Consider the following 26,420-nt stretch of genomic DNA (forward strand, 5'->3'; position numbering starts at 1 on the left):
TTAAGGCCAGCGCGGAAGTGCTTGGTTAGAGTGCGAGGGTCGCGACGTCGGTTGCCCGGCGTCCGGCACTTTCCCTGCGGTCAGTGTGCGAGCCGTAGCGTACGCCACCGCGGCGGTCATCACCCGACCGGCGGTCAAATCGCCGACGATCCGGCCCGGCATAGACCTTGGTAACGTTACCGCTACTGTAGGTGCCGATGCGCGTGGGCTCCCTCGCTTCAAATACCGCTTTCCCTGACGAAGGCTCCTTGCTCACATCATCTCCTTGATTCGCTAGTCATTGGCTGTTCATACAACCACTTACACATAGTGTGCGCTTGTGTTGGAAAAGCCGCCACTATTGATCTTCCCACCGGGCAAAAAAGTGTGAACTGGATCACACTTTTTACAGCTGCTGCTTAGAGGCGGGTAAAAATTTTCTGTCGATTCTCCAACACAATGGGGCGAGCTCACTATGTCCCCACTAGAGCCTGTGATTAGGAGCGGGTGAGGCTGTGCTTCACCGTCGCCCGCGTGTGTGAGCACGCTGATTGGCGGCAATGTGATCACAGATCCAGCGTGAGTGGCATTATTTCTGGGGTTTTTGAGGTGCCTCGCGTGGCGAAGATCGCGGTTCTGACCTACGCTAAAGGGCTGGAAAAATAATTTGTGAATTCAGTAGCTTAGCGAAGGCGGTGTCACGCCTTAGAGCGCTGATTCACTAACGGGGACTTATGGGTCGCAGTACCGACGACACTCTACTGCAATGCTTGCTGGCTTTGTGCCGTTACCATGGCAGCGCGTCCACTCCGGATACGCTGTTGAGCGGCTTGCCGCTGGAAAAGGGGATATTAACGCCTGGGCTGTTCGAGCGCGCGGCTGCGCGCGTTGGACTATCCAGCAGAGTCATTAGCCGCGATGCACCGACGATAGAACCCGCGCTTCTGCCGGCCGTGCTGTTGATGGAAGGGGAGCGCGCCTGTCTGTTGATGGGGTGGAGCGATGACGGTGAATCGGCGCAGGTTGTTTACCCCGAGTTAAACGAGACCGTCGTTGAAGTGCCAGCGCAGACGCTGCTCAGCGCCTACAGTGGTGCGGCTATCGTGTGTAGGCCCCGCTTCCGGTTTGATGCGCGCGCGCCGCGCAGCGGCACATCCGAGCGCGGCCATTGGTTTTGGACAGCCATGCAGGCGAACATGCCGATCTATCGGGATGTGCTATTGGCCGCGTTCTTCATCAATGTGTTTGCCCTGGCACTGCCTCTGTTCACCATGAACGTGTATGACCGTGTAGTCCCGAACTACGCGGTAGAGACACTCTGGATGTTGGCGGCTGGTGTCATTCTGATCCTGTTGGCGGACATCTCCCTGCGCAGTATGCGCGGGTACTTCCTAGATCTGGCGAGTCGGCGCGTAGACGTCACACTGTCGTCGCGAATTATGGAGCAAGTGCTGGGTATTCGACTGGAGAGCCGGCCGGCTTCTGTGGGTTCCTACGCAGTGAACCTTCGCTCCTTCGAAACCGTGCGTGATTTCATTACGTCCGCGTCGGTGGCAACCATTATTGATGTGCCTTTCGCGTTCATTTTTATGGCAGTGATTGCTTGGATTGCGTGGCCAGTGCTTATTCCGATTGTTATTGGTCTAGTGGTGGTGCTGGCGACAGCCTTTGCGCTTCAGGGCAAGCTACGGGATCTCACTGAGACGACGTATCGCGCTGGCGCACTGCGCAATGCCACCTTGATCGAAAGTCTGGTGGGCTTGGATACGATTAAGGCGATGGGCGCGGAGTCGCGCATGCAGCGCAAATGGGAGGAGACCACCAACTTCCTGGCGCATGTGGGCGTTCAGCTGCGTCTTCTGTCCAATTCCGCGATCAATGTCACGCTGTGGAGCCAGCAGATGGTGACTATGTTCGTGATTGTTGCAGGCGTGTACCTCATCAGTGCCGGTGAGCTGAGCATGGGTGGCCTGATTGCTTGCACCATGCTGGCCGGTCGTATCATGGCACCGATAGGACAGGTGGCCGGTCTGGTGACCTCTTACCACAACGCGGAGATTGCGCTGAAATCACTGGACGAAGTAATGGCGAAGCCGTTGGAACGCCCGGAAGGTGCCCAGTTCCTGAGTCGAGAGCGGTTTAGCGGCGACATCGAGTTCAAGAACGTGAGCTTTGCCTATCCCGGCGCGGAGATGGAATCTGTCAGTGGGGTGTCGTTTACGATCAAGGCGGGTGAGCACGTGGCAATACTGGGACGGGTCGGCTCGGGTAAATCGACGCTGCAAAAGCTGGCAATGGGGCTCTACCAGCCCACCGAAGGCGCCATTCTCGTCGACGGCATAGACCTTAGGCAGCTGGATCCTTCCGAGTTACGCTCGCGGGTGGGGTACGTGCCGCAGGACGTAACGCTGTTCTATGGCAGTTTGCGCGACAATATTTTGCTAGGCAGCCCGCAATCGGGTGACGCCGCGCTGGTGCGCGCAGCAGAGATAGCGGGTCTGGCTGGCTTTGTTAATCGTCATCCCCAGGGTTTTGACATGGTGGTCAGCGAGCGGGGCGACTCTCTGTCGGGTGGGCAGCGTAAATGCGTAGCGCTGGCCCGCGCGGTGGTAAGCGAGCCGCCCATTCTGCTCATGGATGAACCCACAGGATCAATGGATCACTCCACTGAGAGCAACGTGAAAACGCAGTTAGCTGACTACGTAAAAGGTCGCACTTGGTTGGTGGTGACGCACCGGAACTCGCTGCTGTCACTGGTTGACCGCATCATAGTCATTGATAACGGCAAACTGGTAGCGGACGGGCCGCGAGAGAGTGTGATGAAGGCACTGCAGCAGGGTCAGATAGGTAAGGCCTCATGAGCGATTCACAGCAGCCCGACGACAACGTCTTACAGGTGGAAAGGACCATCACGCTTGGGCAGGGCGAGTCCGCAAATCCGAGCCTCGGGCGACGCATTGTGGACAGGCTGTTCGCACCCTGGATGGCGGATATTAATACGACACCTTACGACTGGCAGCAGGACGCGCACCGGGCATTTGTCGAGCAGCAGCCGCTGCGTGCACGCGCGATGCTTTACGGGGTGGCGATCACCGTTGTTGTTTTGGTGGTGTGGAGTGCGCTGGCAGAGATCGACGAAGTGACCCGAGGGCAGGGCAAAGTCATACCCTCGCAGCAAGTTCAGGTATTGGGATCGCAGGACGGCGGTGTGGTCACCGAGATTTTGGTGCGCGAGGGCGACATCGTCGAAAAAGGCCAGTTGCTGGTGCGGTTGGATCAAACGCGCTCTGAGTCGTCTTTCAGAGAGAACAGGGCCGAGTTCCGCGCATTGTCGGTGAAGGCCGCGCGTCTGCGGGCTGTGGTTGAGAAAACGACGTTCGAGCCAGAGGCAGAATGGCAGCAGGAGGCGCCGCGCATTGTTGCACAGGAAACTGCGTTGTACCGATCCAGCCAAGCAGAACTGCTGCTGGAGCAGCAGATTGCGACCGAGCAACTGACGCAGCGCAGGGAAGAATTTGTAGAAGTGACTGCTAGGGAAAGGCAGCTGGCACGTTCACTGGATCTCACCGAGCAGGAACTGCGCGTCACACGCCCTATGGTGAACTCCGGAGCGGTAAGTCAGGTAGAGATACTGCGCCTTGAGCGCGAGGTTAACCAGATGCGCGGCGAACGTGATCAGGCCAGCGCGCAGAAAAAGCGTATTGCGTCTGCGATTCAAGAAGCCGAACGCAAGGTGGAAGAGGTAGAGCTGGAGTTCATCAACGAGGTGCGTGAAGAGCTATCCGACACAATTACTCGAATGAACGCGCTTCAGGAGGCGGGCACTGGCCTGTCGGATCGCGTCAAGCAAACCAATGTCCGATCGCCCGTCAACGGTACCATTAAGCAGCTTTACTACAACACAATCGGCGGCGTTGTGCTGCCAGGTAAGGAGATTGTGGAGGTTGTTCCCTTGGACGATACCTTGTTGCTCGAGGTGCGAATTCGGCCAAAAGACATCGCGTTTCTCGTGCCTGGGCAGGAAGCACTGGTTAAGTTCACCGCCTATGATTTCGTAGTTTATGGCGGGTTAGACGGTATTGTTGAGCACATTGGTGCAGATACGGTAATGGATCAAGAGGGTAATCCATTCTACGAGATTTTGGTGCGTACTCAGGAAGCTGGCCTCGATGCCGACAAGCCCATTATTCCGGGCATGACGGTAGAGACAGATATTTTGACAGGCAAGAAAAGCATATTGGCTTACCTGATGAAGCCGGTATTGCGTGCCAAGCAGTATGCGCTCACGGAACGCTGATGGAGCATATATTTGTCACGGTCTCTGCCCGCTTGCGCGATCGATGGACGAGGGCTTTTCCACAGGCATTGGCTGTCGCTGACACAGCAGCGATACCACACGCCTCTGAATCACCAAGCGGTGTCGTTTGGCTCGATACCAGTAGCATGGGCGGAGATGAGGTGATGAACAGCCTCACGGAAGCTGTCGCCTTTGGTTGGCCCGTTGTCGCGATGACGCCAACCCCAGAGGAGGCGCAAGCCTTCAAGATGTTGAATGCCGGTGCAGTGGGCTATTGTCATGTAAAAGCAGTACCCGAGCAGTTGAGAGAAATCGGAATTGTTGTGCAGCACGGCGGTGTCTGGATGCCCCCCGACCTGATGCAACGGTTTATAAAGCTCTCGACACGCATTGCACCGCCCCCTCCGGTAAACACCCGAGAGCTCAATGAACTCACTTCACGTGAGTTGATGGTGGCTGAGCAAGTCGCGCATGGGGCCAGCAATCGAGAGATAGCCACCAACCTTGAGATCAGCGAACGCACTGTGAAGGCTCACCTCTCAGTCATCTTCGACAAAATGGGAGTGCGTGACAGGGTGCAGCTTGCTCTGGCTATGAACAGCGTCCCGATCTACACATCAGTTAATTGATCCATTCCGACCATAGGGTGCATTGAACCGAGCGATGTGTCCTGCGGGTTTCGGCAGCGCGTCCACCATCAGACATACTCTAATTAGAATGCATGTCCGTAAACTCGGGCACTTCTCAAGTCTCATGCAGTTCATCTGCTGCAAATAAAGCGGGTTGGCTGTTAGCACTCGGTGCTAGGCCCGGAATTTTCACTCTGAACGAATATTTAAGTTATTGATATAAATACAGAAAAATAAAAAGTGTGATCTGAATCACACTTTTCATACGGCGTTCACTCCCTGCCCAAAGGTACGATGTTGACATTCTCTCGGCGGTTTAACGTGTGGGGTGAAAGTTAAAGGAAACAGTGCAGAGATGTATCTGCACTAACGCAAGTAAAGGATGACAATTATGAGCATTGCAACTGTTGCATCAGTAATGGGTACGGCTTACGCCCGTAACGCCGACGGTGAGCTTCGCGAGATCCAACCCGGTGACCAACTTCTGGAGGGTGAAACTGTTGTGACCCCCGACGGCAGTGTTGTCGAACTCACCATGAGTGATGGCACTCCATTGATGGTTGCTGATATGCCGGAGATGACTCTGACTCAGGATCTCATGGCAGAGACAGCAACAACCCGTGAAGAAGCAGAAATCACAGACGAAACAGCACTCGCCGTTCTAGAAGCATTAGAGGGTGAAGGTGACCTTGGGGATGTCCTAGAAGCGACCGCTGCGGGTCTGGGTGGAGCCGGTGGCCCTGGCGGTGGTTCATCCTTTATCCGCCTTGGACGAATTGCAGAGGAGACATCGGAGTTTTCCGGTATCGCAGGCAGTGAAGGCGCAGTCCCAGCGGCCTTCGGTGATCCTGCGCCAGAAGTCATAGACGCAATTGATGATTTCGAGACGACGGAACAAGGTGAGCCGGTAACGATAGTTGTAGAAGCCAATGATGTTGCTCCGAACGGATCAGACGTTATCAGCATCACCCAGCCAAGTAATGGTGTGGCGGTACTCAATGCTGATGACACCGTCACTTACACACCAAATCCGGATTTTGTAGGCACGGATACTCTGACCTACACGATCAGCAGCCCTGAGGGCATCGCCATCGATAGTGCCGTGGTGACTATTGTTATCGATGCTGCGCCCCCTGCACCGGCGCCCGAGCCCGAGCCCGAGCCCGAGCCAACTCCCGTACCAGAGCCGCCAGTCGAAATACGGATAGATGATGTCACTGTAACGGAGGGCGAGATCGCGGTACAGACGGTGTCACTGTCACGGGCTTCAGATGAAGACATCACACTCAATTTCACGACCTTTGACGGCACAGCAACGGTTGACGGCGGCGATTACAACGCAGACGCAGGGGTCTTGTTGATACCTGCCGGCACGACCGAGGTAACAATCAGCACCCAGACCAATGTGGATGCCATTGTTGAAGGCTCGGAGAACTACCTGGTAGAGCTGAGCGACGCCTCTGATGGCGTAATCGTGGATGACACAGGCGTGGTGACCATCGTCGATACGCCGGTTATCACGATTAACGACGTCACCGTCGTGGAGGGTGATACCGCCTCACTGGTGATTTCTTTATCCACCGCATCTGAATCACCCGTTACGGTTGATTTCGAATCAGCCGATGGAACGGCGATCAGCGGTGCTGATTACGATCCTGACAGCGGTACCATCACGTTCGCGCCGGGTGTTACTGAGGCTCAAGTTTCTTTTTCTACTACCGATGATGAAGCGGTTGAGTCAACAGAAGCCTTTGTTGTCAACCTGAGCAACGCATCGGGTGCTGTGATCGGCGATGCACAGGGTGTGGTCACGATCTTAGACAACGATGTACCGCCTCCCCCCCCGCCCCCGCCCGGAGCCCCCGTAGCCGAAGACACTACTGTTGTGGTGAACGAAGCGGCTCTCGATTTGGTCGCCGATGGCGCTGACCTCGCACCCGGTACTGTCGAAGGCAGTAACCCTGAAAGCACAGCAGAGACGTTTACAGGTCAGTTGTCTGCGACAGACCCTGACGGTGATGCACTGACTTATGGTGCCGGCCTGCAGGAGGGCGACTATGGCACTTTACAGATCAATGCCGACGGCAGCTTTGTCTATACCCTGACCGTGCCGTTTACAAATACCCCTGCAAATGACGGAGTGCAGACAATTGAAGGCGTAGAAAGCTTCCAGTTCACGGTATCCGATGGAGCACTCACGGATACCGGCACTATCCGTATCGACGTGATTGATGACGTGCCTACCGCGCGGCTGTTTGAGGGTAACTTCGACGACGAGCGCATCGAGGTTGGTAGTCTCCAATTGATCGTGGATGAAACGCCTGGGCTTGATACTGATAATGATGGGCTAATTGAAGACACTGACGCGCCCCAGGTTTCTAGCGCCGACTTCAGTATCCTATTCGCCAACGATACCGACTCATCAACAGTATCCACCGCTGACGATGTTGATTTTGGTGCAGACGGTCCGGGCAGCGTCCAGTATGCGCTGAGCGTCAGTGCAGGTGGCGGCAATGATGGAGAGAGTGCCGCAGGCATTCCATCGGGCCTTTACGCGGTAGCAGAAGGCGGCGGTAAAGGCGAGCAAATTGGTCTGTTCAATGACGGCGGCAACGTTGTGGGCCGCGCGGGTGGAGACCAGTATTTCACCATATCGGTTGACGCTGATACGGGGGTTATCGAACTTGCCCAGACGGGGTTGTCTATCTGGCATCCCATTGGCGCCAATGCAAACGATGACGAAGTCGTCTCACTCACCGGTGTTGGTGTTACTAATGACAGAGAGATCACGGTTGAATTTTCGATTGACCTGACACAGACGGTCACTGATAAGGACGGTGACACCAGCGAAGAATCCTATAACCTAATGGAGCTGCAATCCTCGGAGCAGTTCGGGGACGTTAATGCCTTTAGCTTCAGTGACGACGGTCCGCTCGCGGTGGCGGATGAGGCCTCGGTTGGGCAGATTGGCGGGACGATTGTTATTGATGATGCACAGAGCGGCGTTTTAGCGAACGATGAGGGCGGTGCGGATAAAATTGCAAACATCGTCGGTGTTCGTGCTGCTGGCCAGGACACTACATCTGATGCGAGCGGGGGCGTAGGCGATGCGATTTCTGGTAACTTTGGCACGTTAACACTCGATCCAGACGGTCGTTACACCTATCAGTCAAACACCAATCGTGAATCCGCTGATGTTGAAGATACATTTGTGTACACCATCCAAGATGGAGACGGTGATCTTTCTACCACGACGTTGACCATTGACCTCTCAGGTGACCCTCTTACTGCAGAGACCGGTGAAGTTACTGTCAATGATGCGGGGCTTACTGGCGGCACTGATCCATCAGCTCCTGTGACTGCAAGCGGCACGGTGAGCGTTAGCGGCGGTACTAGTGGCTACACGTATGAGATTCTTTCTCCAGCCGGTGCTGTCAGCAATGGACTTGGCATTGTGAGTGTCGATGACGCCAACGGTAGCTTTGAACTCAATACAAGCAATGGTGATTTCACTTACACCTTGACGAGTGCATTCTCACACGATGCAGATCCTGTGAACGCGCTCGGGGACTTCACTATTGGCGTTACTGACGCCCTTGGTAATACTGTGGAAACCACAGTGACCGTCAACGTTACAGACGATGCACCACAGCTTGCAGCAGATGAAGATAGCGTTGCCTCTGGCTCCGCCGGTCCCGCCGCAGGTAATGTTCTTACCGGTGGCAACGACGGGCGGGATGATAATCTTACGGACGGTGTGGCGGACAACCTTGGAGCCGACGGTGGCGTTGTTGTGGGTGTTGTCGCAGGCGCTGACGCAGCTACAGATACAGAAAATGTAGACTCAGTATCGCCTGACGGCGTGCTTAACCCTGTAGTAGGTGAATTCGGTTCTCTGACGATTCAGGCGGATGGCACGTACACATATACCCGTGACTTAAGTATCAATGCACCGAACAACGAAACGGACACCTTTGTCTACACCGTCAAGGATGGTGATGGTGACTTGGAATCCACTACCCTTACCATCACGATTGCTAATAACTCTGTCGACCTCGATCTGCCAGTGGCAGTGGGTACCAATCAGACCTCGGTTGACGAGGCAGGTCTTGCAGCGACGACGTCGGCACGTGCAAATGAGTCCGAAGGTACAGCGGCGAACGAAAACGGCGAGCTGTCTGAGGGCAATACCTTCATCTATACCGCACCCGATCTGCCGGTCGAGATCACCATCGGTGGCGTTAAGGTGATAGACCTGGATGGCGTCGGTGGTAGCAAGATATCTGCAACCCCGTCAGTTACCACCGCATTAGGTGTGCTGACAGTGACTGGTTTTACAGCGGGCACTGTTAACTACAGCTATGAGCTGCTGGACAATGCTGACCACAGTGGCGGTGCTGTTTCTGATAGTTTCGAGGTTGTGGTTACGGATGTTGATGGTGATTCAGACACCGGATTCCTGGATGTGGGCATCATCAATGACGCTCCACTGGCGGGAGATGTCCTTACGTCGGTTGATGAAGACGAAAGCGTAGACATAGCAGCTGATGTGACGGCTGGCGCGGATGACGCTGAGGTTACCGCGATTAATGGTGAAACGCTGGTCTTCGCGGGTGATATCAGCGAAGCCATTGAGACGGGCGACGGCGACTCTACGCCCGATGGAAGCGTTGTTTACAATCGCTCTACTGGATTGTTTACCTACACACCCGTCCCGCAATTCCCAGAGGCGGGTGATGCGCAGGACTCCTTCACCTATACGGTGACGGATGGTGATGGCGACACTGACACAGGTGACGTCATAATCGATGTAACAGCGGTCCCTGACGCACCGACCGGAGACCTTAACGTCACAGCTAATTCGGTTCGAAACACCAATACGCAACCTTTGGAGCTTCCTCAGAATAACTTCCCTGGAATAGGTGCTTCTCAAGGCGATAACGTTATCAACGGCTCACCAGGCGTCACTTACAATGAAGAATTCACTCTAAGAATTGAAGACCTTCCAGAGACCTTCGCAAATCAGGTTGTTATTCTAAACCTCACAGCGCAGGTCGAAGGGACTTGGAACTATGACGCAGAGGGCGCCTACTTTGACGATCGCTGGTCAATTCAGGTCAACGGCGAAGATGTGGCGCGCTTCTTTTATAACGCGACACTCAACGAAAGCGATGCGACTCAGCAGATTGTTATTCCGGCAAACGCTCCAGTAGAGGAGTTCATTTTTGGCACTGCAGCAAACCCGCAGAATGACTCAATTCCCGAGATCACGCAGACTATTCAGCTGGCGGTCCAGCTGGACGAAAACTCGTCCGCTGAGGTTAGATTTGGTGCGGCAACAACACAAACTAGCGAGGCCGTTCAATTAAGTGTTGACGGATTAGCACCGTTACCGGATACACTTGAGTACACACTCGATCTCAATGCTGCCCTCCAAGGCGATACTTTCGATGGCAGTGAGAGTCTTGAGATTAGGATACAGGGCGTTCCTTCAGATGCTATTTTGTCAAGCGCCGATAGCCGGCTAACGGTATTTAAAGACTCTGATGAAAATGATGGAACCTCTATCTGGACGCTGCAGTCTTCAGAAGCACCCCTTGAAGGCGGAGAGTTAATTCTCGAAATCAATCAGGAGGCGCAGGGCAACGGCGACTTTGCCGACCCAGAATTTACTCTTGAGCTCTTCACTGTCGCAAGAGAAGAAAGCAACAATGATACAGCCGAGGCAGGCCCTTACATTGTTAGAGTCTCGGGTCAGGACGTAGATCCAGTAGGGCTACAGCCTTCGTCCGCACCTATGACCAAGTTCACGGCCGCAGCAGAGGACTCTTTACTCGGTACCGACGGTGACGATGTCTTTGCCTTCAGTCTCAGCGACGGGGGTGACGCTCCGGCGAATGTCACCATTTCCGACTTTGGCGAGAGCGGCACGGACTCACTGGATCTCCGAGACCTACTTGTGGGCGAGGAAGCGACGGATGATCTCAGCGCGTACCTGAACATCAGTCTCAGTGAAGATGGTGCTGATACCGTGATCGAAGTGAGCACCAGCGGTGCTTTCCAAGGCGGTGACAGTGACTCTGCACTGGTCGATCAAACCATCACCCTTGAGGGTGTTGATCTCGTCAGCGGTGCCGATGATGTTAATACAATCATTCAAACGATGATTGATAGCGGTACACTGACTATCGATTCCTGACTTAAGTTGGCTATGATGAATCCCCGGTGTCGTGAGGCAGCGGGGATTTTTTTAGCGACAGGGAGGCGATATGCCCTTTGTAAAACGTAATGATGTTGGTGAAATTGAGGCGATAGCAACACACGCCAGCACAGATTTCTCAGAGCAACTTCAAAGCGATGATCCTGAAGTGATTGCCTTTACGAGTGCGGTGACGCAAGATTCGCAGTCGCTAAGCGACACCGATCTGGATTTCGTGCGGGTTTTGGAAGATGTCGTTGAGCTGCTGATTGCTAAGGGCGTCATACTCTTCACCGATCTGCCGGAGTCCGCACAAGCGAAAATGCTGCACCGTCAAAAGCTGCGGGCTGAGGCGAGTAGACGCCTCAATCTTATAGGCGACGATTAACCATCAAGGTCGGATGCATCGGGCGCGACTTTCCCCACGCTGACGGCTGGACCTGCGACACCATCGACGCCTAGCTGACGCATAAAGGCTAGCTCCCTCTCTGTTCGAACGCCCTCCGCAAATACTTTGAGGCCTATCGAGTGACCTACCGTGCACAGGGTCGTCAGCAGTGTTTGGTTCGCAGTATTTTGATCGACGTCTCTTAAGAAACTCGCATCAATTTTTAAATAATCGAGTCCCAAATCGCTAATGCGGCCCAGTTCGGCCAGGTGATGTCCAACATGCTCAATACCCACTTTTGACCGATGTGAGCGCGCACATTCGACTACCGAACGGAATTTATCCATGTGCCTGAATGCCATGGACTCGGGCACCTCCAGCCATAACTTGTCAGCCAGCGTCGAGTTGATGCTCAGTGTCTTGTCGAGCCAACCGACAAAATCTGGCTCGAATACAGCAGCTACAGACAAGTTAACGCCCACAGGTTGGTCATGCTCTTTCACATGTTGCAAGGCAAGACTGACAACTTCTTTGTCCAGCAAGTAAGACATTTCTAAGCGATTAATCCATGGTAAAAAGCGTCCGGCTGACAATATCTCGCCCTCATGCTGAAGGCGCACTGGGGTCTCCATATGAATGAGGTTCCCGTCTAGGTCGGTAACCGGGTAGGTGGTCAAAGTGAATCGATGCTCGTCAAAGGAGCGATCCAGTATTTCACGCCATTCATCGAGCTGCTCTTTCAGCGAGCGCAGCTGAACATCGCCCTTCTGCACATCGATGATCTGTGATTCTCCACCTTCAGCCGAGGCAAGCAGCGATCGATCTAATCGAGTCATAATCTCGCCAATCGTTTCGCCATGCTCGTAGATGGTGCTTGCACCAGGTAGTGATCCTGCATCGTGCATATCCTGATTCTCAAGAACTTGGGCGATCGCGTTTTGGATTTCGCGTGCCGCAGCGGTGTCAGGCGCGCGAGGCGCCAGTAATGCAAAGTCAGAACCGTTCAGCCGGCACGCGACCCACCGGCTATGACCGCTTGCAATGGTATTCAGCGCCTTACCGATTTCATGCAGTACCTTGTCAATCGCGCGGCGACCGTAAGTTTGGTTTAAGTTTGCAAGACCGGAGAACCGGATAAGGCTGAGGCTGCCGGTAGAATTGACATCATCGCTTTCTAATGAGGCCTCTAGTGCCTTCATGAATGGCTCCCGGTTCATTAACTGGGTGACCTTGTCTACGTGTGCATCTCTTTGCCACTTCTCTAGGCGCCGTGCCTCTTGCTCGAGCATGGCCTTGATACGACCTGATAGGCGGTTCATTGCAGAGACGACCTGCTTAAACTCTTTGGTGTAAGGCTCAGGAATCGTGATGAAGCGCCGGTTGCCTATTGCCTCAGCTTGATCAACCACGTCATCCAAGGGGCGTAGGATGCGAGACAGCACATAACTCCCCAAAGCGCCGGCAGCCAACATTGCAACGAAAAACACGAGCGCCATCTTGATGGTGCCTTCCCATAGCTGGCGATACGCAAATTTGGAGTGACTGCGCAGTGTGATCACGCCCACCTGCTGCCAACCCTGGGCGACGGATGCAATGCCGGGTTCTACTTGAATAGGGAAAAGCGAAACAAACCAGTTGGGTGCATCGGTGATTGGTTGCGTGTCCTCTCGAAAAATCGGCACGGTACCGTCGGGTGCCTCTAGTTGGATTAACTCGTAGAATCCCGTGTCGAACTGAGCAGCCAGCGTCAATTCGAGCAAGATAAGGTCTGCACCTTGCTGCGTGAGTGATAGCGCCAAAGCATTGGCATTATCAGCGTTTTTCATGCTGAGCTGCTGCTCAAGATACGCTTTTGCTGACAAGCTACTTACAATGAAGCTGCCACCAAAGACCAGCGTCAGCAATATTACGATGGCGAGCCAGAGCTGTTTGAAGAGCGACATGCTATTTCTCCGTGAAGCGTTTATCCGAGTCCTTCGGCAGACGCGCGTGCAAGTAGGTCACGCCAACGCGATAATTTGGCCCCGGGATCTTTGGTCGCCGGTGTAGCGGCGCCCCCTACCCAGAGACCGTTACTGTTAAATCCGAACACCGGGGTAAGATCTGGTCTCAAAGACGCGGGTTGTATGCGCATCACCAGGTTGTCGAGAATTTGCGGATCAGCGTTGGGTGTTGGGTAGTACGCGAGGACCATGTGTGCAGCATGAACTTTACTGTAGGCGCCACCGATCTTCGCCTTGACGTAAGTAATGCGAAGCTTGCTCATATCCACACCGGCCAACAGCAGGGTCGTGTACTTGGCGATGCTGAAATCCTCGCAGTCGCCTTTTCGGAATGCCATCACTTCAAGCGGTGTGGCCCAGTAGTCCTTTTCTCCCCACGCCTGCGGATCCTCCATGAATCGGATACGTGTATTAAAAAAATCGTTGATGAGTACGATTTTTTCCGAGTCGCTTAGGTCCTTTGCCTGTGTGATGGTGTTGCGCCACTCGGCAACGGTATTGGCTGCGTCTTGACCATATCGCTGCGCTGCCACCGATTGCATCTTGTCAAGATCGGTGACGGCAAGTGCACACACCGTAGCCAACGCTACAGCAAGAAGCGGCATGCATAGCGCGCGCCCGATCGTTTGGCGTGATCGGAAAAGGTCTGCGAGGCTGTTTCCGGTCATTCCTTTGTACACGGACATTATCGACAGTCAATAAAGAGTGAATTGCTGAGGGAGTTTAGTCTACAAGTCCAATGTGCGCAGATTTTTATTTGCCCAAAGGAGAGTGTAATTATTTTACACACACGGTGCGTCAAAATTATCGCGGGCGACTAGTTTGGTCTATACTCAGCCAGCCTAGAGGCGGAATGCTCTCGGCTGTTGTAATCACACGCCGCAGGAGTGGCGTGTTCAGTATCAAGAAAGGGAATTTCACAATGAAGCTAAAATTTGGCGTTGTAGGCGCTCTATTCACCGTCGCTTCTGCGATATCAATACATTCATCCGCTCAAATCGCTTCGTTTGAAGAGGCGGTTAAAGAGGCTGTTGTTTATAGCCCGCGAGTGAATGCCGCGTGGTACAACCTTATGGCGACCAGCGAAGCGCGTCGAGCCGCGCAGGGCGGTTACCTACCTAGCGTTGACGTGTTTGCTGATTACGGCCGGGAGGAACGGGAGACACCGCTGATCGACTTCGGTGATTACTCTCGCGATGCAGTCAGACTTAGCGTCACGCAGATGCTGTTCGATGGCTTTGAGACCCGAGATCAAGTGCAGGCACTTGGTTTTGATCGGCTCTCGCAGTACTACCAGTTGCAAGGTGCCTCTCAAGAGGCTGCCTTGGAGGCCGCTGAGGCGTATCTTGATACGGCTCGATTCCAGCAGCTGGTTGAGTACGCGAAAGAAAATTACATTGTCCACCGGCAGGTTTACGACAAAATCGCAGAGCGCACCGGCGGTGGTGTCAGTCAAGGTGTTGACCTGGAGCAGGCGGCCGCGCGTATCGCTCTGGCAGAGTCAAATCTTTTGACTGAACTCACCAATTTGCATGACGTTTCGGCCCGCTTTCAGCGGGTTGTGGGCCAAGCGCCTGCAGACGCGCTAACGATTCCAACGGTGCCAGTTGGGATGATACCCGAAATGCGAGAAGCGGCGCTTCTGATGGCTTATGATAAAAGCCCAGAGATTGATGCGGCCATTGAAAACCTACGTTCGGCGCAATCACAACTGAATCGTACAAACGCTCCCTTCATGCCGCGACTTGATTTGCGTTATCGCAATGAGGTGGAGCACGACACCGATGGCATCGACGGACGTTTTGATATCGAAGCGATCGAGCTGGTACTGAACTACAATCTGTTCCGCGGCGGGGCCGACAGCGCGCGAAAGCGTGAGTTCTATAACCTCTACAATGCAGCGATAGAAGAGCGGAAGCAGGCGTGTATCAATGTTCGCCAGAATACCATGATCGCCTTCAACGATATTCAGGCTTTGGAAGACCAGGTTATCTTCCTTAATAATCAACTGTTGTCGCAGGATAAAACCCGTCGTGCCTATAACGACCAGTTCGATCTCGGCCAGCGCACGTTACTCGATCTCTTGGACTCACAAAATGAGTACTTCGATGCACAGCGCGCCGCAATGACGGCACGCACAAACCTCATGTCCGCCCAGGCTCGAACATTGGCCAATATTGGTATCCTAACGCAGGCGATGAGTGTGGATGGGTTTAACCAAGATAAAATCGAGGAGTTAGGGCTAGAGTATGATCGTGGCGACGACCCCAACGGCGAAGCGCTATGCCCACCAGAGCCGACTGCTGAGATGTACATTGATAAGGAAAGCCTCTTTGCCGAGCTTTACGGAGACGATAGTGGCACTGGCGCTGTAGCAGCAACGGGTGCTGTTGGTGCTCTCGCAGCTGGCAGCACTCGCTATCGTGAGGCGGGTGAAAACATTGTTGGCGTTGATCTCAATGTTTTGTTCGAGCTGAATTCTTCTGTAATAAGAAGCGCCTTCGACGAGGAGATAGCGCGTATTGCAGAGGCGATGCGCGCGAATCCCGGCGTTCAAGCTGTGGTTGAGGGACACACCGATAGCACTGGAACGGCGGAATACAACATGTGGTTGTCAGACAGGCGTGCGAACGCTGTTAAGAGTATGTTGGTTGACAAATACGGTGTTCCGGAAGCGCAGTTAAAGTCTGTGGGTTACGGACAGACTCAGCCGCGCGCCGACAACGCCACGCGAGAGGGCCGTGAAGAGAACCGCCGCGTGGAAATGTACATCCGCGACGACGGATAGAAGCACAAAGCGCCTATGCACAGAGGGCGGCCTGAGGCCGCCCTTTTTTTTGACAAAGACGTTTGAATAAACGTTAGTCGTCGACGGACATTGCAGCGATACGGCTTAGGTGACTGTAAGGTAGCCCGCTGTCTGCATGCCACCGGTTGAAGGCTGCCTGAATGAGTTTTTGCTCGCGCTGTGTGTTAGGCGACATCGTGATGTCGACGTTTGCCAAACGCAAACAACGAATCACATCGCCCGTCACGATAAACGTGTCTTTGCCCATCGTTCTCAGTAAGCGTTGTCCCGTCATTCCGCCCAAGCGAGCACCGTTACGTTTCATGTGCTTAAACAAGCCAATTAAGTCGCTTTCTGGCCAACGGCTGACGAACCTGCCAAAGCTGCCGAAATCTTTGCTTACAGACTGGATATATTGTGCGTTATTCTGAACGGTGAGGACTTTCTGTCGATTTCTAACAATACGAGGATTCTTGGCGATCTTGTCGATTTGATCCGGGGACAGCATCAGAATACGGTCCGGTGGAAATCCAAAGAACACGTCTTCAAAGTCATCCCATTTGTGGTTGATCACACGATAAACGAATCCCGCCTGGAATACGCATCGCGTCATTTCTGCTAACCAGCGGTCGTTCTGAGTCTTGGAGAGCGCTCGCTGACTTTTGAACGACGGCATTGACGCTGCCAAAGCCTTACTGCCGCCATGTCGCTGTTCGGCACGCGCTAGAATATTGTCGAATCTGTCCATGCATATCTATCGTCTATTGCTGTCATTGAGGACGCAGACTGCTGGCCTGCACCGCATGTGCAACACTAACCCGTAACTGCGGACAAAAAAAACCCGCGCCGGGGCGCGGGTTTCCAGTCTGAACTGTTAATCAGAAGATGTACTTCAGTCTGGCGCCCCAGACCTGACCCTCATCCTGATAGTTAGAGTGAGAACCGGCTAAGATGGGGGTGTCGTAGCCCTGCTGTAACGCGGCTTCGTCGAAGATATTGCGTCCGTAAGCCATAAGTTCCCAGCTATCTCCTCGGATACCTAGACGCAGATTCACCTTGGTATAGGCATCAATCACATCCAAAGGATCGTTGTCTCCCGCCGAATTGAATTCATCACGGTAGTTAACGTCACCGCTGAGGAAAAATTCCATATCATTGGTAATGGGAAGCACATAATCCGCAAAGGCAGCCGCGCTGTAATCAGATGCGTACAAAGTGGGTTCGCCAGATAAGTCATTGAAAGAGACGCCGTTGGGGGTACCACATAGGCGGTCAGCATCCAGTTGGAAGGCGTTACACGGGCCATCTCTAAAATCATCATAGGTGGCGTCTAGGTAAGCAAAATTAGCGCCGATGCGAAGGTTGTCAGTGGCTTGCCAAAGCGTATCAACCTCGATGCCGTAGATTTCGGAGTTCGCAGCATTTTTGACCGAAAAACCAATGCCTTTAAAGATCGCTGTTTGTAGATCTGAGTACTCTGTGTAGAACACAGCCCAGTTCAGTGTCATTCCACCGTCTAGCAACGTGTGTTTTCCGCCAATCTCGAAAGCATCGACCTCTTCATCGTCAAACTCAAAGTCTTCATTTGGATTCGTAGGGTCGTAACAATCCTCTATATTGAAGCTGAAGTCGGGGTTAGGGGCGCATGGAAAAGTTCCCTGCACTAGATCGCCGGGTTCACCATCGTCGGCCGCAGTGAAGCCGCCGCTTTTGAAACCTTGAGAGAAACTGACGTAAAGCATGCTGTCGTCAGTCATATCCCACTGCACAATTGCGGAAGGAGTAAGCGCGTCGGTGCTGCGATCATCTTTATAGTCATATGCGTAGGCGTTGAAGCTCGCGGCTTGAGTTGCAGCGAGGAAGAAGCTGTCGCTGGGTACACCGATGCCACTGATGCTGTCGCTCAAGAACTGCGTGCTGACGACTTCTTTCTCTTCCTCCGTATACCTGACTCCCAGAGTCAGTCGAAGAGTGTCACTGAGATTGAACGTACCCTGAGCGAATAAGGCGTAAGACTCGGAGTCCAGAGAATAAAAATGGTCACGTCCAAGTTGGTTGGGGCCGTAAAGGCCACCCAAACTCGGGTCGGCTGCTAACAGGTTCTGAGGCAACACTTCTGGTGGAGGGTTGCCAGGTGTGACCAAAGATAAGAACTCAGGGAACAGCCCATCGAAATTCGTGTCAATCATAACGCGGCTGTCAAACTCTAGATCACTTGTGTCGTAGTAAAAGCCCGCCACATAATCAAAGAATTCGCCGCCGGGAGAAGTGATCCTGATTTCCTGACTCCATTGTTCGAAGTCCTGATCATCATCACGCGAAATGAACTGAATTGGCAGCCAGTCGACATCTGCACCGTCAACGTATGTATAAGCCGAGTAACCCGTTACGGAAGTTAAAGTAACGTCGCCCACGTCCCAGTTTGCTGTTAATACGGCATTGTCGATGTCGTTGTCACTGCTGTCCGGGTTGATGCCAATTCCAATACCATCCGCTTCGGACTTACCAAACCCATTATCCTTGTAGACAGTAAAGTCATCTCCTGCACGTTCACCGAAATCCGGGAAGAACGTATCCATGATGGCATATGCGGTGCTTGCGAAGGCAGAAGCGTTTGGTACGAGTTCGGTACGCTCTGCGAGTGTGAGATACGAGCTTGTACCTGAGGCTGCGCCTATGCGCTCATAATCAGAGTTGCTGTACTTGAAGTTGAAATCAAGGACGTCACTCGGCGCCCAAGTCAACGTTAAGCGGTAACTTAACTCATCGATCGCTCCGTCGGTGTCTCCCGTAAATACATTATCAACGTATCCATCGGTCTCTCGCGAGCGGAAAGCGAGCCTTGCACCGACAGATTCGCCAATGCTGCCCCCTACATAGCCCTCAAAAATCTGGCCGCCGTTTTCCTCAAAAGAGGCAGCAATTTCTCCATTGAAGTCTTCGCCAGCGTTGGTCGAGGCTGTGGTTATATTCACTGCACCCGCAACAGTATTCCGACCGAACAGGGTCCCCTGCGGTCCGCGTAAAACTTCAATTCGCTCAACATCGACGAAGCCTGCTCGGTACTGACGACCGCGGCCCATGTAGACCCCATCGATGTACATACCGACTGATTGCTCGAAGCCCCTGTTGTTGCCAGAGCCGACACCGCGCATGTAAATATTGGTATTAACGGGCGCATCTGCTATGTGCAAATTAGGCACGTAGTCTGCAAGAGCAGCCATATTGGGGATGTTAGCATCCTGAATCTTATCGCCTTGAATCGCTGATACAGAAATAGGAACGTCCTGCAGACTTTCTGCGCGTTTTTGCGCAGTTACGATGACTTCTTCGAGCTGTTGAGCATGAATGACTGGACTGGCGGTGGCTAACGCAATAGCGGCCACCAGGGGAGCTTTCCGGTGAAACATTGACATCTTCATTCCTCGAGTTTCTTTTATAGTTATGCTGGCCAGGCGTAGAGGTTATTTCCTAGCTTTGTGCATGGTAGTTCATTGGCGTGCAGAGTAACACCCTCCGTATTTCAGGCGGATTGGCTGACTCCCACAGCGCAGGCTTCCACAGCGTGCTATTCTGATGAGGATAGTAACGAGTAGAACCTGGAACGATAATGCAACAATCGCCGGCAGGTGGTGGGAATTCTGGTGCAGGAACAGACAGCAGTGTCAGTCTGGCTGATGTCACTGCTGACCGGGCTGAAGATATATCTGCGTTGCTTGGATTTTTCCATCAGCTTGATGGAGAGGAGCCACTCGCAAGACTGATGATAGCCGGATCAGTGATTGCTGTTTCACTGATATCACTGGTGGTCACGCGCTTGCTAATCGGACGCCGTGTCAGGCATCTCGAATCTCTCATACCCAGTAAGTTCAAACCGCTACGTTGGCAGGCTCAGGACTTGGTGTCCAGCGAGGACATGAAGAACTTGTGGTGCTCCCTTTGGCGGGCCATCAATTGGGGCATCACCGCAATCTTCAGTTTGGTGGCGTTGATTGGGGTTTTAATGATTTCACCCTGGACGCTATCGATAGCCGTTAGCATGATCGTCACGGTGGTCGGCGTTCTAAATTACCTTTGGCTTGGTCTAGTCGGTTATCTCCCCAACCTTTTCACAATCCTCGTTATTCTGGTGGTGATGCGCTACTTGGTGCATCTGATAGGTTTAGTTTTTGAGGGAATTCGAACACGCCGTATTCATATCCATAATTTCTATCCAGAGTGGGCTGAGACTAGCTTCAGTCTCATTAAGCTGATGATCTTTATGCTAACAGCGGTCATCATCTTCCCTTACTTGCCCGGTTCAAGCTCTCCTGCATTTCAGGGTATTTCGATCTTCATAGGCGTACTAGTATCACTGGGCTCGACAACGGCGGTCGCGAACGTCGTAGCCGGAGTTGTTATAACTTACACCAGAGCCTTTCAGGTGGGCGATCAGGTTGAAGTGGCCGAAGTGAGAGGGCGCATTGTTGAGCGGAGCACTTTCGTTACCCGCATTCAAACGCTTAAGAACGTGATTGTCTCGATCCCAAATTCGATGGTTCTTAGTAATAACGTTATAAATTACAGCAAGAATATGGGTCAGTCAGGGCTACTCGTCCACACCACGATTACGATTGGTTATGATGTGCCATGGCAAACAGTGAACGATTTGTTGATAGCCGCTGCTGGAAAAACTGAACATGTGGGAAGTCACCCTGAACCATTCGTTCTGCAGACGTCGCTGGATGATAACTACGTAAGCTATGAACTCAATGGCTGGACCCGCAAGCCTGAGGAGCTTCCAAGAATTTACTCTAACCTACATGCCAACATTTTGGACGAGTTTCACGGGCATAACGTGGAGATCACCTCGCCGGCATTTCGTGCAATGCGTGATGGCAATGCGTCAACTGTTGCGCCGGTGATTGAACGACCCGAGCCGACGGAGGGCGATGATGCGAAAGAGCCGGCGGGCTGAAGCAGACGAGGATCGTATAGGCCGTCCGTCAGTGTTCAATAAGTTCTTTGCCGCGTAGCGCCTTGAAAAGTGGTGTGGCCTCATAATTGGGGTCTTCACCGCGCAGCTTTTGGCGCAACACTTCAAGCACCAGCTCCGTGATGGAAGCCAGCGGGTATTGGTGCACGTCATCGAGGTTCACCCAACGTAAATCTTCCAGCTCGCCGTTACCACGCAGTTCGCCGTGAAGATACTTGGAGTCCACAGTAAAAAAGCGTGCATCAAAGCGGCGCACCCGGTTCGGGGGCGTGATAGCACGGGCGAAGTAATCCAGCCTGGCAAGGTCAGGCACAAAGCCCGTGTTGTAAAACGGTGCCCAGCCTTCCGAGCGGGTTCTTATAGCCTCTGAACTGGGTTTTCCGAGAATCAGACCGGTTTCTTCGAAGGTTTCTCGCACAGCGGCCATTGCCAGGGCCCGCGCCCGAGCCGGCGATACAGACCGGGCGAGCTTATCCTCGACCTGGGGCCTGAGCGTGATCGGGGATGGCACTCGGGCATCGCCCGCATCCACCCTGCCACCGGGAAAGACATAACGCTGTGGCATGAACACGTGGTGTGAGCTGCGCATACCGAGCAAGACCTCGCGTTCTTCACGCAGGATGATGAGTGTGGCCGCATCCCGCGGTCTCAGATAGGCGTGTTTCTCTGACATCGCCTTACTCCGCGTAGCCCGGCGGTGGCAAGAAGGCGCGGTGGTGGGTTTCCAATAATCTGGCGACGGCCAAGCAGGTTTTGTCACCTAGATAAGGAGCGGCGATCTGGGCGCCAATGGGTAAGCCCTCGCTGGACAGCCCCACCGGCACTGCAGTGGCGGGAAGATAGGCATTGAGGGTTAAGCCCGACCAGCGCAGGATGTCGGTATACCGCCGCTCTTCACCGTTTACGGTCAGTCGGCGGTTGTGCATGTCTGGTGTGTGATCGTGGGCAAAGGCAGTCACGTGAGCGCAGGGACATATCACCACATCATAAGCCTCAAAGAATTGATCCCAGGCTCGTCGAGTACGCAGGCGGCGCTCGTGCTGGCGCAGCCAGTCTGCATGGCGCAATGCCACGCCACGCATCTGCAGCAGGGGTTCACTCATATCATCCGCATCAGCGGCTGTCACCGCAGCGGCAGCGGCGTCGCGCACGGCTTGGGGCATTCCTGCACCCACCGCAGCCGACAACAATTGTGTGTAGTTGTGATGGTTATGCTCGGGATCAAAGTCTGGCCTGGCGGCGAAGTCTACGTGAGCCCCCAAGTCGGCCAGTGTGTTGCCCGCGGCCTCAATGGCGGCGCGAATATCATGATCGACCGGACAGAATTCGTCGTCTGCCCAGATGGCAACGCGCAGTTGTTCCGACGCAGTGAAACTTGCTTCGGATAATTGCGCGTCCCAGGCGCGTGAATCTTCGGGTGCTGCACCCTTCATCAACTCCAGTGCTTGCTCGATGTCATCGACACAGTGGCCGATGGGGCCCACCACCGACAAATCGGATTCTGACAAAGTGTGCTCCCCGGGAGGTAGATGACCGCGTTGTGACACCAGACCGTAACTGCTTTTGTGCCCGTAAACGCCGTTGAAGTGGCTGGGTGTTCTGATAGAGCCACCAATATCGCTACCAATCTCAAGCGGGGTTAGACCGGCAGCGATGGCCGCCGCCGCGCCTCCCGAAGAGCCCCCGCAGGTGCGCGCGGTATTCCACGGGTTATTGCTGATCCCGTACACCTCATTAAAACTTTGGAGGTCCGCGCTCATAAAGGGCACGTTGGTTTTACCAAACACAATCGCCCCCGCGTCGACATAGCGCTGTACGGCGATCGCGTTGCTCCGCGGTATGTGATTAGCGCAGTCGGGAATGCCGCCAACGGTGATCAGCCCTGAAGTGCAAAAGGCGTCCTTGATCGTCACAGGAACGCCGTGCAGTGGCCCCCAATCTTCACCGCGTTGTGCGGCGACATCAGCAGCCTGTGCACGCTCCCGCGCCCCGTCTTCATCAAGCGCCACAACCACATTCAGTGATGGGTTGTGCGTCCGAATCCGGTGCAGGAAAAATTCCAGGGTTTCCTCGGCACTGCGCTGGCCAGATCGAATCTCCCTGGCAAGCGCAAAAGCGCTTTTGTAAAGTGGTGTCACCGAGCTCTCCCCATCTGTGAGTAGCAGCGAATCATACTCCAAGCAGTGGGGTGCTGCAGCGCCCTGGGGTGTGACAGGCGATAGACAGTGAAGTAGTGTCTGCAATGTCGCTGCTCCTTATGGCCCGCAGCGAGAGAGGGTTAAAGTCTTGCAATCGTTGACACAGGAGACGTCTCTGTTGAGCGTAGAGGGTGGCGGTGTATTTATACTGGGCATGGTGAGCTACCTGTCGACCAGTCTCGATAACCTTGTTCTAACTGTCGTCCTTCTGGGCACTGGCGCAGCGCGCAGACTGCGCGTGCTACTCGGTGTTTGGCTCAGCGCCCTGGCATTGCTCGCGATACTGTCACTGAGTCTTTACATTCGAAATATTGTCAACGCCGGCCTTATGGGCTACGTAGGCCTGCTGCCACTGAGCTTGGGTCTCTGGTATCTGTTGAGTGGCGCTACCCCGTCGGCGCCGAGCCATAGGGTGGACGGCGCAGCTGGCTGGGGAATGACCTTCAGTACTGGCGCACTGTTGCTGGCCAACAGCGGTGACTCGCTGGCGCTGCTACTGCCGCTAGCAGCGGAAACACGACGGGATTTTCTGCCGCTTTTGGCGATTGCCGTGATGACCGCTGCAGTGGCTTTTTCATTTCTGGCCCTGCGGTTGGCAACCTTGCCTGGCCTGTCGGCACGCGCAGAGCGCTATGGCATGCGCCTGCTGCCCTGGATCATGATAGCGGTGGGGCTGTATGTACTGTCCGATACCGCGACAGACTCGTTGCTGTGAATCCCTAAGCGAAAAAACCCACCGGTGCGGCCTGCACCGGTGGGTACCCAGGGGAGCGGGTTTTTTCGGTTTACGCTGCGGCGCTGGTCCGTGAGTCCCGGTAGAACTCCAAACGGTGGGAGAAGCGCTCGTTATCGGCGGCCAGTCGATTCAGCAGGTCCTGATGGCCACTGCGCTCCAACTGCCAAAATACGGTATCGGTCAACACATCTGCGCGTACGGATAATATGTCGAGCCCGTGCTGACGACCGCAGTCCTGTGCAAGGCGGCACAGCCACTCGCTGGCACCGCTGGACAAGTTGAGCTCGTGGCGCAGACTGTCTTCGAGGCCAGCCATACGCAGCTTTTTTCTGAATCGCTTCATCATGCTTCATCTCCCTACCGCTGTTGGCGTTTGTCTATGTGTGCATAGTACGGAGACACGCACTTTCCCCACATGGCAGGGCGCGCCAAATGCATGGCGCCAAGCGCCATCGATAATGCGCTCTTGGCAGGCATTCTGTGCAGTGCTGTTCTACACTTGCGGGCGTCTTGTCCCGATGGAGTACTACGAATGACTACAACTCGCCGTGAATTCAACCTGTCTGCCCTAGCGATGATGGGCGCCGCTGCGACCCCCGGCGTACTCGCCGCCAGCCCGGAACTGAATCGTCGCTGGGTGCTGGCATCACGCCCAGCCGGAAAACCCCAGATGGATAACTTTCGGCTGGAGGAGGCGCCCGTTCCGGAGCCGCAGGATGGTCAGGTACTGGTGCAGACGCTGTATCTGTCTCTGGACCCCTACATGCGCGGGCGTATGAGCGCTGCCGACAGCTACGCAGACAGCGTGGGTATTGGCGAGGTAATGGTGGGGGGCACCGTTGGACGCGTTGTGGCATCCAAACACAGTGATTTTGCCCCAGGCGATCTGGTGTCGGCATTCTCGGGCTGGCAAGAATACGCCGCGCTGCCAGGGGCAACCCTTAGCAAACTGGATGCGCGCATCAAGCCTCTTTCTTATGCCTTGGGTGTGCTGGGTATGCCCGGCTTGACGGCCTATGTGGGGCTGCTGGATATCGGTGAGCCTAAACCCGGTGAAACTGTGGTGCTGGCGGCGTCGACGGGTGCCGTGGGCTCGGTCGTGGGTCAGATCGCCAAGTTGAAGGGGTGTCGCGTTGTGGGCATTGCAGGTGCCCAGGAGAAGTGTCGCTACGCCGTAGAGGAGTTGGGTTATGACGCCTGCGTCTCACACTACGATGATGATATGGCGGAACAACTCGCGGCACAGTGCCCCGATGGTATCGATGTGTACTTCGAGAATGTCGGTGGCAGTTCATGGGAGGCGGTTATGCCGCTGTTGAACACCTTTGCCCGGATTCCCGTCTGTGGACTGATCGCCCATTACAATCAGACGGAACTGCCCCCGGGGCCTGACCGCATGAGCGTGCTGCAGAGTCAGATTCTGGTTAATCGCTGGAAGATGCAGGGCTTCATTATCGGTGACCATTTGGATCGTTCCGGCGATTTTGTGCGCGATGTGGGCACCTGGTTGGCACAGGGTAAGATCAAGTATCGCGAAGACGTGGTGGATGGGTTGGAAAATGCCCCCGAGGCGTTCTTCGGCCTGTTCCAGGGCGCCAACTTTGGCAAGCTGGTGGTGAAAGTCGCCAGCTGATCTGTCTGCGCCTGCGCTGGTATTCAACCGGGCAGGCGCTACAATGCTCCCCTCACCAATATTGAGACAGTTTCGTGGAAACCCTGATTGAACGCACCCTTTATGCCGCGCGCTGGCTGCTTGCGCCTGTTTACCTGGGCCTGAGCCTGGCGCTACTGCTGCTGGCGATTAAGTTTTTCCAGGAGCTGGTTCATGTGTTTCCCATTATCCTCGAGGTATCAGAGGCCCAGTTGGTGCTGGTTATACTGAGCTTGGTGGATCTTGCCCTGGTCGGCGGTTTGTTGGTGATGGTGATGTTTTCGGGCTACGAGAACTTCGTATCTCGTATCGAAGCGGCGGCAAAAGACGAAGACCTGGCCTGGCTGGGTACCATGGACGCCTCCAACCTGAAGAACAAAGTCGCCGCATCGATTGTGGCGATCTCCTCCATTCACCTGCTTCAGGTGTTTATGGAGGTGAAGACAACACCCAACGACAAGATTCTCTGGTACATCGTCTTGCACCTCACCTTTGTGGTGTCGGCGTTCCTTATGGGCTATCTGGATCGTGTAACCCGAAAGTCCTGATAAGCACCCCATCTCATTGCGTTAACGGC

The 26,420-nt window shown here is 54.3% G+C and carries 18 protein-coding genes; 10 read left to right on the forward strand and 8 right to left on the reverse strand.

Features of this window, described 5'->3' with window-relative positions:
* Nucleotides 1-25: 25 nt before the first annotated feature.
* Nucleotides 26-256 carry a hypothetical protein gene (locus IE089_RS00265; protein WP_189474100.1) on the reverse strand — a complete coding sequence of 77 codons (231 nt, stop codon included), beginning with the start codon at nt 254-256 and terminating at the stop codon, nt 26-28.
* Between the two features lie 457 nt (nt 257-713).
* Here IE089_RS00265 and IE089_RS00270 point away from each other — a divergent pair, with 457 nt between their 5' ends.
* The 5 genes from IE089_RS00270 (at nt 714) to IE089_RS00290 (ending at nt 11,492) form a co-directional block, all read left to right on the forward strand.
* Nucleotides 714-2,840 carry a type I secretion system permease/ATPase gene (locus IE089_RS00270; RefSeq protein ID WP_189474102.1) on the forward strand — a complete coding sequence of 709 codons (2,127 nt, stop codon included), beginning with the start codon at nt 714-716 and terminating at the stop codon, nt 2,838-2,840.
* On the forward strand, nt 2,837-4,276 hold the full coding sequence (locus IE089_RS00275) for an HlyD family type I secretion periplasmic adaptor subunit (RefSeq protein ID WP_189474104.1): 1,440 nt from the start codon (nt 2,837-2,839) through the stop codon (nt 4,274-4,276). The genes IE089_RS00270 and IE089_RS00275 overlap by 4 nt, the downstream gene beginning before the upstream one ends.
* Nucleotides 4,276-4,905: a response regulator transcription factor gene (locus tag IE089_RS00280; protein WP_189474105.1), complete on the forward strand. Its 630-nt coding sequence runs from the start codon at nt 4,276-4,278 to the stop codon at nt 4,903-4,905. Before IE089_RS00275 ends, IE089_RS00280 begins: the two co-directional genes overlap by 1 nt.
* Nucleotides 4,906-5,296: 391 nt before the next feature.
* Nucleotides 5,297-11,104, forward strand: coding sequence for a retention module-containing protein (locus tag IE089_RS00285; protein ID WP_189474107.1), 5,808 nt, complete (start codon nt 5,297-5,299; stop codon nt 11,102-11,104).
* Between the two features lie 70 nt (nt 11,105-11,174).
* A complete protein-coding gene (locus IE089_RS00290; protein ID WP_189474110.1) occupies nt 11,175-11,492 on the forward strand; it encodes a tryptophan synthase subunit beta like protein in 318 nt (105 codons plus the stop codon).
* On the opposite strand, the gene IE089_RS00295 is transcribed toward IE089_RS00290, so the two are convergent.
* The gene (locus IE089_RS00295; protein WP_189474111.1) at nt 11,489-13,435 is read right to left on the reverse strand and encodes a bifunctional diguanylate cyclase/phosphodiesterase; all 1,947 of its coding nucleotides are present in this window, start codon (nt 13,433-13,435) and stop codon (nt 11,489-11,491) included. The genes IE089_RS00290 and IE089_RS00295 overlap by 4 nt on opposite strands.
* A gap of 20 nt (nt 13,436-13,455) precedes the next feature.
* Complete coding sequence (locus IE089_RS00300) at nt 13,456-14,100, reverse strand: transglutaminase-like cysteine peptidase (protein WP_229802506.1); 645 nt, start codon at nt 14,098-14,100, stop codon at nt 13,456-13,458.
* A gap of 317 nt (nt 14,101-14,417) precedes the next feature.
* On the opposite strand from IE089_RS00300, the gene IE089_RS00305 reads away from it, so the two are divergent.
* Nucleotides 14,418-16,283, forward strand: a complete 1,866-nt coding sequence (locus IE089_RS00305; RefSeq protein WP_189474113.1) for a TolC family outer membrane protein — start codon at nt 14,418-14,420, stop codon at nt 16,281-16,283.
* Between the two features lie 73 nt (nt 16,284-16,356).
* Here the strand turns inward: IE089_RS00305 and IE089_RS00310 are convergent, their stop codons facing one another.
* Both IE089_RS00310 and IE089_RS00315 read right to left on the reverse strand, forming a co-directional pair.
* Complete coding sequence (locus IE089_RS00310) at nt 16,357-17,031, reverse strand: DNA-3-methyladenine glycosylase I (RefSeq protein ID WP_189474115.1); 675 nt, start codon at nt 17,029-17,031, stop codon at nt 16,357-16,359.
* Between the two features lie 130 nt (nt 17,032-17,161).
* On the reverse strand, nt 17,162-19,699 hold the full coding sequence (locus IE089_RS00315; RefSeq protein ID WP_189474117.1) for a TonB-dependent receptor: 2,538 nt from the start codon (nt 19,697-19,699) through the stop codon (nt 17,162-17,164).
* A 194-nt stretch (nt 19,700-19,893) separates the two neighbouring features.
* Here IE089_RS00315 and IE089_RS00320 point away from each other — a divergent pair, with 194 nt between their 5' ends.
* Nucleotides 19,894-21,240, forward strand: coding sequence for a mechanosensitive ion channel family protein (locus IE089_RS00320; RefSeq protein WP_189474119.1), 1,347 nt, complete (start codon nt 19,894-19,896; stop codon nt 21,238-21,240).
* Nucleotides 21,241-21,268: 28 nt separating this feature from the next.
* Here the strand turns inward: IE089_RS00320 and IE089_RS00325 are convergent, their stop codons facing one another.
* Nucleotides 21,269-21,931, reverse strand: a complete 663-nt coding sequence (locus tag IE089_RS00325) for an NUDIX hydrolase (RefSeq protein ID WP_189474121.1) — start codon at nt 21,929-21,931, stop codon at nt 21,269-21,271.
* A gap of 4 nt (nt 21,932-21,935) precedes the next feature.
* The gene (locus tag IE089_RS00330) at nt 21,936-23,396 is read right to left on the reverse strand and encodes an amidase (protein WP_189474123.1); all 1,461 of its coding nucleotides are present in this window, start codon (nt 23,394-23,396) and stop codon (nt 21,936-21,938) included.
* Nucleotides 23,397-23,574: 178 nt separating this feature from the next.
* On the opposite strand from IE089_RS00330, the gene IE089_RS00335 reads away from it, so the two are divergent.
* On the forward strand, nt 23,575-24,171 hold the full coding sequence (locus IE089_RS00335) for a cadmium resistance transporter (RefSeq protein ID WP_189474125.1): 597 nt from the start codon (nt 23,575-23,577) through the stop codon (nt 24,169-24,171).
* Between the two features lie 70 nt (nt 24,172-24,241).
* Here IE089_RS00335 and IE089_RS00340 read toward each other — a convergent pair whose 3' ends face one another.
* Complete coding sequence (locus tag IE089_RS00340; protein WP_189474127.1) at nt 24,242-24,538, reverse strand: hypothetical protein; 297 nt, start codon at nt 24,536-24,538, stop codon at nt 24,242-24,244.
* A 186-nt stretch (nt 24,539-24,724) separates the two neighbouring features.
* On the opposite strand from IE089_RS00340, the gene IE089_RS00345 reads away from it, so the two are divergent.
* Nucleotides 24,725-25,825: an NADPH-dependent curcumin/dihydrocurcumin reductase gene (locus IE089_RS00345; RefSeq protein WP_189474129.1), complete on the forward strand. Its 1,101-nt coding sequence runs from the start codon at nt 24,725-24,727 to the stop codon at nt 25,823-25,825.
* Between the two features lie 74 nt (nt 25,826-25,899).
* A complete protein-coding gene (locus tag IE089_RS00350) occupies nt 25,900-26,391 on the forward strand; it encodes a TIGR00645 family protein (protein WP_189474132.1) in 492 nt (163 codons plus the stop codon).
* Nucleotides 26,392-26,420 lie beyond the last annotated feature (29 nt).

Source organism: Parahalioglobus pacificus, from assembly GCF_014652275.1.
Lineage (GTDB): Bacteria > Pseudomonadota > Gammaproteobacteria > Pseudomonadales > Halieaceae > Parahalioglobus > Parahalioglobus pacificus.